This is a genomic window from Parafrankia sp. Ea1.12 (genome assembly GCF_900465275.1).
GTDB classification, from domain to species: Bacteria; Actinomycetota; Actinomycetes; order Frankiales; family Frankiaceae; genus Parafrankia; species Parafrankia soli.
This window is the reverse complement of the sequence record NZ_UBIZ01000284.1, coordinates 1-8,230: the sequence shown is the minus strand read 5'-3', so window position 1 is coordinate 8,230 and position 8,230 is coordinate 1. Positions and strand designations below refer to the sequence as shown.

At 73.4% G+C, this 8,230-nt stretch carries 9 protein-coding genes; 5 read left to right on the top strand and 4 right to left on the bottom strand.

Annotation, left to right across the window (positions count from 1 at the left end):
* The 5 genes from FMEAI12_RS13595 to FMEAI12_RS13575 form a co-directional block, all read left to right on the top strand.
* A partial coding sequence (locus tag FMEAI12_RS13595) for a hypothetical protein (protein WP_112106302.1) occupies nt 1–1,049 on the top strand: 1,049 nt, incomplete at its 5' end.
* 111 nt (nt 1,050–1,160) lie between these two features.
* Complete coding sequence (locus FMEAI12_RS13590) at nt 1,161–1,424, top strand: hypothetical protein (RefSeq protein ID WP_018499991.1); 264 nt, start codon at nt 1,161–1,163, stop codon at nt 1,422–1,424.
* 393 nt (nt 1,425–1,817) lie between these two features.
* Nucleotides 1,818–3,338: a trehalose-6-phosphate synthase gene (locus FMEAI12_RS13585; protein WP_071063714.1), complete on the top strand. Its 1,521-nt coding sequence runs from the start codon at nt 1,818–1,820 to the stop codon at nt 3,336–3,338.
* Nucleotides 3,339–3,376: 38 nt separating this feature from the next.
* The gene (locus FMEAI12_RS13580) at nt 3,377–3,601 is read left to right on the top strand and encodes a hypothetical protein (RefSeq protein WP_071063712.1); all 225 of its coding nucleotides are present in this window, start codon (nt 3,377–3,379) and stop codon (nt 3,599–3,601) included.
* A 92-nt stretch (nt 3,602–3,693) separates the two neighbouring features.
* Nucleotides 3,694–4,785 carry an ATP-grasp domain-containing protein gene (locus FMEAI12_RS13575; RefSeq protein ID WP_235013967.1) on the top strand — a complete coding sequence of 364 codons (1,092 nt, stop codon included), beginning with the start codon at nt 3,694–3,696 and terminating at the stop codon, nt 4,783–4,785.
* Between the two features lie 44 nt (nt 4,786–4,829).
* On the opposite strand, the gene FMEAI12_RS13570 is transcribed toward FMEAI12_RS13575, so the two are convergent.
* The 4 genes from FMEAI12_RS13570 to FMEAI12_RS13555 all read right to left on the bottom strand — a co-directional run bounded on the left by FMEAI12_RS13570 (nt 4,830) and on the right by FMEAI12_RS13555 (nt 7,852).
* Nucleotides 4,830–5,381 carry a histidine phosphatase family protein gene (locus FMEAI12_RS13570; protein ID WP_112106299.1) on the bottom strand — a complete coding sequence of 184 codons (552 nt, stop codon included), beginning with the start codon at nt 5,379–5,381 and terminating at the stop codon, nt 4,830–4,832.
* A gap of 269 nt (nt 5,382–5,650) precedes the next feature.
* Nucleotides 5,651–6,019 carry a WhiB family transcriptional regulator gene (locus tag FMEAI12_RS13565; RefSeq protein ID WP_020462464.1) on the bottom strand — a complete coding sequence of 123 codons (369 nt, stop codon included), beginning with the start codon at nt 6,017–6,019 and terminating at the stop codon, nt 5,651–5,653.
* A 784-nt stretch (nt 6,020–6,803) separates the two neighbouring features.
* Entirely contained in the window at nt 6,804–7,187 is a 384-nt protein-coding gene (locus tag FMEAI12_RS13560; protein ID WP_112106298.1) for a rhodanese-like domain-containing protein, read from the bottom strand.
* Nucleotides 7,184–7,852 carry a cysteine dioxygenase family protein gene (locus FMEAI12_RS13555; RefSeq protein WP_112106300.1) on the bottom strand — a complete coding sequence of 223 codons (669 nt, stop codon included), beginning with the start codon at nt 7,850–7,852 and terminating at the stop codon, nt 7,184–7,186. Before FMEAI12_RS13555 ends, FMEAI12_RS13560 begins: the two co-directional genes overlap by 4 nt.
* Nucleotides 7,853–8,230: the final 378 nt, after the last annotated feature.

Here is an 8,230-nt window from a genome sequence, read left to right as displayed (position 1 = left end):
CCGAGATCCCGGACGGGCCGCTCGTGCCGACCATGCCCTCAGGCGCCACCGCTCCCACCCCCCGGTCCGGCTCCGCCGCGGCCGTGCCGCCCCGGCCCGGCGCGTTCGTGCCGCGGGAGCTCGACCATCCGCTGGTAGCGGCCAACCGGTACCGGGAGCTGATGGGGGCCTCCGACGCGGTGCGGGCCCGGCTGGCCGAGAGCCTCGCCGCCCGCCAGGAGGGGCATGACGTGATCGCCCGCCGGCACCGCTCGGCGGCCGACGACATACGCACACGCATCGGCGTCGTCTGGGGGAGCGTCGGCGGGTCGCTGGCCCCGCACGGCCTGGGCGAGCTCGACCAGGTGCGCCCCCGCAGGGGCGAGGGGCCCGACCTCGAGGCCGTCTACCAGCGGTACGCCGGCGATCTGGACGGGCTCGACCGTGGCCGCGGCGGCCGTCCCACGGCTGTGACGATCGACGCGGCGGGCGGACGCCGCGCGTCGCGCGGCTCGCGGGCCCGCGGTGTCGACGAGCAGCCCTCCATGGGTCAGCGCGGCGGGAAGCGGCTCGGCGCGGCGTCCGGCGGCCTGGTCGGCGCCGACGGCCTGGTCGACCCGGAGCGGGCGAAGAAGCTGGCCTACCGGCTGTGCCTGGAGGTGATGGCCCGCTCCGCCGAGCTGCGCGCGGTGACGAAGGGCGCCTCCGGGATGTCCGCGGGGCTGGTCACCGCCCTGTGCTGCGCGCTCGGCGGCGCGCTGACGGTGGCGGCCCGGGTGTTCGTGGCGGCGCCGGCCCTGCCGTGCCTCGCCGCGGCCGGGGGAGTGGGCGCGATCGCGGTGGTCGCGGCCACCGGCTCGTCCGCGGCGGCCGCGGTGCGCAGCGCCCTGCTCGCCGCGGCGTCGGCGGCGGTCGCCGTCTTCGCCACGTTCGGTTTCGTGCCCATCGAGCCGGCGGGGGCCGTCGGCTCGCTGGCCGTGCTCGCGCTCGCGCTGCGGTTCGGGCTGGGCTTCGGCGCGGCCACCGGCTCGTCCAAACCCACCGGCCAGGGCGGATCCGGGCGGCGCTGAGGCCGGGGCCGGGCAGCCCGCGCCGGTGCGGGGACCAGCCGGTGCGGGGACCAGTGGGTGAGAGGACCCAGCCGGTGAGAGGACCCAGTCGGTCAACGAACGGAGTGCACGGTGGCAGGGACGATCGCCGACGTCAAGGCACAGCTCGACGAGGCGTTCCGGCGCACGGAAGATGTGACGGGCCAGCTCGAGGGCGCGCTCAACATGATCGAGGAAGCGCAGGCGATGGTCGTGGCGGCCACCGACGGCAGTGAGCACCTCGCCGTCGAGCAGCTCACCAGTGCGCTGGTCGAGACCAGGGACAGCCTGGAGAACGCGCTCGCCGCGCTCGGCAACGCCGTCCAGGAGGTCAAGGTCTACCGCGACGGTCTGTGACCGGGGGCGTACCACCGGCCCGGATCCGGCGTGGTGTCGGACACACTGCCGGTGGGACCGGTGTCGGCGGGGGAGAACCGCGGCGCGCGGTGCGGCCGGACCGGCCGGGCATGTGCACTGGTCGCGCAGTGGTGCGTACGTGGACGAACTGGTCGGGGTCCGTGCCACGGAGACCCGCACGCGCTGTGCGGTGGTGGTAACCCGCCGGGTGTCCGGGTAACAACGTCCTGGCCGGGCGGCAACGCGGTGCATCCGATAGCCAGGCTCACTACAGTCCGGATTGTCCCGTGCGCCCGACCCTTCGGCGGGCCGTGGCCGACAGTGCCCACATTGCCGGCCGTGCGCCGACCGACGGTGCCGGGCACCATGACGACCAGGAGGGCTTCTTCCGCCGTGTCGGACATCGACCTGCTCGATCTTCCGCTGGTTCTGCTGTCCAACCGAGGTCCTGTCAGCTTCGATCGTGACGCGTCCGGCCGGACCGTCAACCGTGGCGCCGGCGGGCTGGTGTCCGCGCTGTCCGGCCTCGCCGAGCACCTCGACGACGCGGTCTGGGTGTGCGGCGCCGCGACCCCCGAGGACGCCGCCGTCGCCGGTGAGAACGACGGCGGCGCGATCCTGGTGCAGACCCAGCCGACCCCGCACGTCGTCGAGGGGCAGCCGGACGGCCCGTCGATCAGGGTCCGGTTGGTGGTGACCGATCCGGACGCCTACGCCGACTTCTACAGCGTCTGGTCGAACCCGATCCTGTGGTTCATCCAGCACGGCCTGTACGGCCGGTCGCTGGCTCCGGTGCTCACCCGGGCCGAGCACGACGCGTTCGAGAACGGCTACGCCGCGGTGAACCGGGCCTACGCCGACGCCGTCGCCGACGAGGTGCGGTCCCGCGGCGGCAAGGCGCTGGTGCTGCTGCAGGACTACCACTTCTACCTGGTGGCCGAACACGTCCGCGAACAGTGCCCCGATGTGGTTCTCACCCACTTCGTGCACATTCCGTGGCCGGGCCCGGACGAATGGCGCGTGCTGCCCGGGAACATCCGGGAACGTCTGCTGCGCGGCCTGCTCGGCAGTGACGTCGTCGGCTTTCACACCCGCCGTTACGCCCGGAACTTCGTGCTGTGCGCCGGCGAGCTGCTCGGCCTGCCGATCAACCTCGACGACCTGACCGTCACGGTGAACGACCGGGTGGTGAGCGCCCGCTACTATCCGATCTCCGTCGACCCGGCGGCCCTCGACGCCACGCTGGCCAGCGAGGACGTCGCCGCCCACATGGCAATGCTGCGCTACGTGTTCCTCGACGAGGACCGCCAGCTCGTGCTCCGGGTGGACCGCACCGACCCCAGCAAGAACGTGGTGCGCGGTTTCCTGGCCTTCGGCACCCTGCTCGACCAACATCCCGAGCTCGTCGGGCGGGTCAGCTTCCTCGCGCTGCTGCAGCCGAGCCGGACCGACGTCCCGGAGTACGCCGACTACATCGCGCTGATCGGCGCGGTCGTCGCTGAGATCAACGCCAAGCACACCAAGGAGGGGCGCCAGCCCATCGATCTCCGCATGGTGGAGGACTTCGCGCTGGCGGTCGCCGCCTACTCGATCTGTGACGTGCTGATGGTCAACGCCATCGCCGACGGCATGAACCTCGTGGCCAAGGAGGTCGCCGTCGTCAACCGGCGCGGCGGCGTGCTCGCGCTGTCCGAGATGGCCGGGTCGCACGAGGAGCTGGGTGAGTTCGCCGTCACGCTGCACCCGTTCGACGTCCAGCAGATGGCCGACGCCCTCTACACCGCGCTCACGATGCCGATGGAGGAACGGCACCGTCGGCTCGCCGCGGCCGCCGAGCAGGTCCGCACGCACGACGTCCGGCGATGGCTCAACGACCAACTGGCGGATCTGCGTCACCTGGCTGGATTCTCCTGAGACGTTCCCGGGCGGGTACGCTCGGCGGGAGGTCGGGCATGGTTACCGTGGACGACGAGACAGGAGTGGACGTGTCGGAGACCGGTCATGTGCGGGGCAACGTGGGCTCTTGGGCGGCGGTGTACATCATTATCGCCGCCTTCATCTTCGGGACTCTCGCGTTGATCCTCGGTTCGGTGCCCCTGTGGATCGCGGCCGGTGTGGCGATCGTCGCGGGTGCCGCCATCGGCCTGGCCTCCAACATCATGGAGCAGGCGTACTGAGCGCGGCGCGCCTCTGGTTCAACCAGACCTGGCGCGGCACCTACCAGCTCATCGGGCTGCTGCGGGACGGAGCCGGCCCCGGCCGGCTGACGGTGCTCGGTTCCCACCAGATCCCGAGCACCCCGTTCCTGCAGGCCTGCGACGCCGTCATCGACGAGCCACCGGGCGAGGGCGACGAGTTCGTCGAGCAGGCACTGGCGGCGTGCCGCCGGCACGGGATCGACGTGTTCGTCCCCGGGCGCAACATGTTGGACGTCGCCGCCCGGGTCGGCGAGTTCGAGGCCGCCGGAGTGCGGGTCATGTGCTCCCCAGCCGCCTCGGCGCGGATCTTCACTACCAAGTCCGGGCAGTACGCGGCGATGGCGGCCCGTGGCCTGCCGGTGCCCCACACCCGGACGGTGACAACCTTCGCGGAGTTCGAGGCCGCCTGCGACGAGCTGTCGGCCGCGGGCTGCACGGTCTGCGTCAAACCGGACGTCGACCACGGCGGCCAGGGCTTCCGGATCATCGACGGGGACGCCGAGCGCCTGACGGCGCTGTTCGAGCCGCCGTCGGTGCGGGTCAGCCCCGCCACCATGGAACGCATCCTCGGCCGGGCCGGCAGCTTCCCCGCCCTCGTCGTGGGCGAGTTCCTGGACGGGCCGGAGTTCAGCGTCGACGTGCTCTCCCGCCCTGCTTCTGGCACGAGCCCCGCGCCCGGGGCGGGCCCGGTGGCGATGCCCGGCAGTGTCCTGGCGGCGGTGCCGCGAGGCAAGGACGGCCTGCCCTGGACCCGCAACCTGCGGGCGGACGCGGCCGTGACGGAGCTCGCCACCCGCGTCGTCGAGGAGTTCGGGTTGGCGTACCTGAACAACGTCCAGGTCCGCTACCGCGGAGCCACGCCGGTGCTGCTCGAGGTCAACACGCGGGCCGCCTCCGGGACCTACCAGTCGGCGGCGGCCGGGCTGAACCTGCCCTGGCTCGCGCTCGCGCTCCTGCTCGGGGAGCCGGTGGAGGTGGGCTCGCCGGACCTCCCGCAGACGCTCATCGCCTACAACGAGGCGATGGTCATGCGCCCGCTCGACCGCCTCTCGCCGCGCCCGCGTGGCCATGGCGTGGCCCGGGACGCCGCCCGTCGGCTGGGCTCGGCCGCCGGCCGGGTGCACCGCCGCAGCACCGGCCCCGACCGAGCCCAACCCGCCTGACGGCCCGGCCGGGCCCCTGCCGGTGCCAGTCGCTCCCTGGCGGCTCAGTCGTCCGCCGGGTCCCCGGGGGTGCCGGCGGACATCCGCAGAGAGCGCGGGGTGACGAAGTCGAGCAGCCTCGTCGTGGCCGGGCCGAGCTCGGCCCAGCGCGGCACCGAGGGGCCGTGCACGGCCAGCGCCGCCGTCGGGAACGTCGGCACGCGGTGCCGCTCGGACGGGGCGAGCAGCCCCACCGCGAGCGTGTGGATGCCCGGGTTGTGGCCGACCAGCAGCACGGTCGGGACACCGTCGTCGATCTCCCGCAGCCGGGCCAGCAGGTCGTTCGCCTCGGCCAGGTAGAGCCGGTCCTCCACCAGCACCGGGACGTCGCCGGGCAGCGCGTCGGCCAGGTGCTCCACCGTCTCGCGGGTGCGCACGGCGGACGAGCAGAGCACGAGGTCGGGCTCGAGACCGGACGCGGCCAGGTAGTCGGCGACCAGCGCGATACCGCGGCGCCCCTTCGGGGAGAGCGGGCGGTCCTGGTCACGGACCTCCGGGTCGGACGTCCAGTCGGACTTGGCGTGCCGCAGCAGCAGTAGGCGCGAGGTGGGCCTCACCGCGCGGCCTCGGCACGCGCGAACCCGTCGCCACCGGACACCATGGTCCTCCCCGTCTGTCGCCTGTCGAACGCCCGTCGAACGCGCCGGCACAGGCGCCGTGACGACTCGCAGACTGCCCATCGCCGGAGGTCTCCGTCAATGCCTTCGTTACGCCGCTCACCGGCCTGTGGTCTCGATGTGGTGGCGTGAGGCGTCCGACGAGGACGGCCCGGTCATCGCCGGGGGGGACGATGACCGGGCCGGAGGACGTGCGGCCCGTGGCCGGGTCAGCTCGCGACGGCGATGGAAAGCAGGAGGCGGTCCGCGGCGGCGAGCGCGTCGTCCGCGCTGAGCCGGCCCCGCGGGACGAGGGCGGAGCGTTGGTCCGAGGTCAGCCCGCCCCAGACCCCGTGCTCTTCCTGGCGGAAGATCGCGGTGGCCAGGCAGGCCCGCTGCACCGGGCAGTCGGAACAGATCTTGCGGGCCCGGGTCTCGGCGGCCGCACGTGCTTTGGTGTTGCGCCCGTCCGGCGGGAAGAAGGCGTCCGGGTCGCCGTCGCGGCACGCGGCGTCCTGGCGCCAGTAGACGGGCCAGCCCTCGCCGAACGGCTGCGGCGGGAGGTCACGACCGGGAAGTACGGGTACGCCGGCACTCATCGGTTGCCTCCCTCGCGGACGGAATCGGACGGCGACAGGGACATGGGTGCGGCGGGGCTACCGACCGGTAGCATGCCGGGCTGACTGGGCATACCGTCTCCTGCTGACGTTGCAAAGGCGGACAGGTGCGCTGCGGTAACGCACGTCCGGCGTAGCGCCATACACCGGACAGGCGGGCCTACCAGCACGAGTCGAGAAGCCCCCAGGTGCTTCCCAACAGTGCGCCCGGCGTGTACTCGGAGCCCCGCTCGGAAACGATCCCGTCTCGTCTCGTTAACCGAGGAACGTAGACTTCTCTCGACCGGATAGCAAGGGTTCCGGAACGCCGACGTCCGGATCTCTCCGGGCCCCCCGATTGGTGGTGCTCCGGGGCGGCGGACCTCACCTTCCCAGGTCCATGGCGGTTACGTCACCGTTTCCGCGCGCGCTGTGCGCTAGGTCTCCCAGGCATACAAGCGGCTGCTGTACAGGCATTCTGTAGAGGCAGCAAGATCGGTGTGACGGCACCGTGGCGGTGAGATGTCGGTGCGGGGAGCGCCGGTCGGGCGCGGCCGGAGGCCGCCTCCGGAGCGGGTTGCCGGCAGGTAAAAAAGGTACAAAATGCCGCCGGATTCCGGATGTCGTCGCTCATCGGCCTTGAAATGTGCTCAGGACCACATGAGGGTACCGTGGGTTTGAAACGTATCAACGGCCGGCGGCCGGGCGGCCGGCGCTCAGCTCGGATCGGATCGGCCGGCGATCGACTCGAGCTCGGTCGGCGGTCCGCCGGTGGTTGGGCTGGAGATCAGCTGGTGGTCGGCAGGCCCGCCGCCGCCCAGGCGTGGAACCCGCCGATCACGTCGGTCGCCGCGGGCAGGCCCAGGTCCTGGAGTGAGGCGGCGGCCAGGCTGGAGGTGTAGCCCTCGGAGCAGATCACGATCGGCACGATGTCGTCGCCGGTCGCGAAGGGGGCCCGGGCTTCGCAGGTCGGGTCCAGCCGCCATTCGAGCACGTTGCGTTCGATCACCACGGCGGCCGGGATCGAGCCCTCGGCGGCCCGCTGGGCCGCCGGCCGGATGTCGATCAGGACGGCGCCGTCGGTCAGCGCCGCCGCGGCCTGCTCGGGGGTGAGGCGGCGCAGCCGGGCACGGGCCGCGCCGAGCATCGCGTCGACCCGGCTCTCGCTCATGCCGGGACCACCGCGGCCATGCCCCGCGACTCCCGCGACTCGCGGGGCATGGGCGGCTCCGTCCGCCGGGCGAGGTCCGGCGCGTACCGCAGCGGCAGCTCGGGCGGCGAGTAGGCGTGGATCGTGGTGGCCAGGCCGTGCCCGCGGTTGACGATGCGGTGGACGTGATCCGGCTGGAAGACGGCGAGCGCCCCCGCCCCGTGCCGGTGCGTCCGGGTGATCTGCCAGTCTGCCCCGCACTCGTCCTCGTCCACGGCGCCCTCGGCGACGGCCAGCGCCCCCAGCGCGCCGCCGTGATCGTGGATCTCCGTCCGCTGCCCCGGGTGCCAGCCGATGAGCCACACCTCGACGGCGCCGGACAGCAGCAGGCGGGTGTACCAGCGGCTGTCCGGGTCGTGCCGGACGAGCGGCCGCCAGGCGAGGTCGGCGCCCGCCAGCCGGGCGACCAGTTCGCGCAGGTCCGCGAGGCCGAGAGTCATCGGCTCGTCGACGAGAAACCGGTCCGGCACGAGTGGCGCGACGCCGGACGGCGCGGCGCCGGGTGACGTGGCGCCGGACGGCGCGGCGCCGGGTGACGTGGCGCCGGGCGGTGCGGCGCCGGGCGACGTGGCCTCGTGCGTGGCCGCCACAGCCGGACGGAGCAGCGCAGGGTGGATCAGCGGCATCGGTGCCTCCTTGCACGAGTGCCACGCGCGACGCGAGTGCTGGCGGGCGGACGTCACGCAGGTGACGCCATCGCGGACACGTCGAACGCATCGGTGGGTCGAACGCATCGGTGAGCGGAGTGAAGAGGCCTCGTGCCGACAGCCGGCGCCGGGCGCAGGCGGGGCGGCTCCCAACCGGCCGTCGACGTCTCCGGCTGACCGGCGCTTCCCGCGGACCGGCGCGCATGCGCGGGCGGGCCGCGGCCGGTGACCGGCCCCGGGGCATCGGGTGCGGTGGCTGGGATCAGCCCCCGGGGGTGCGGGCTGGTGGCTTCGGCGTGCCTCTTCAGGGCGCCCCGCGGCGTCAGGCCTTGCGGGGCGGGCGGGACGGGCCTGGCG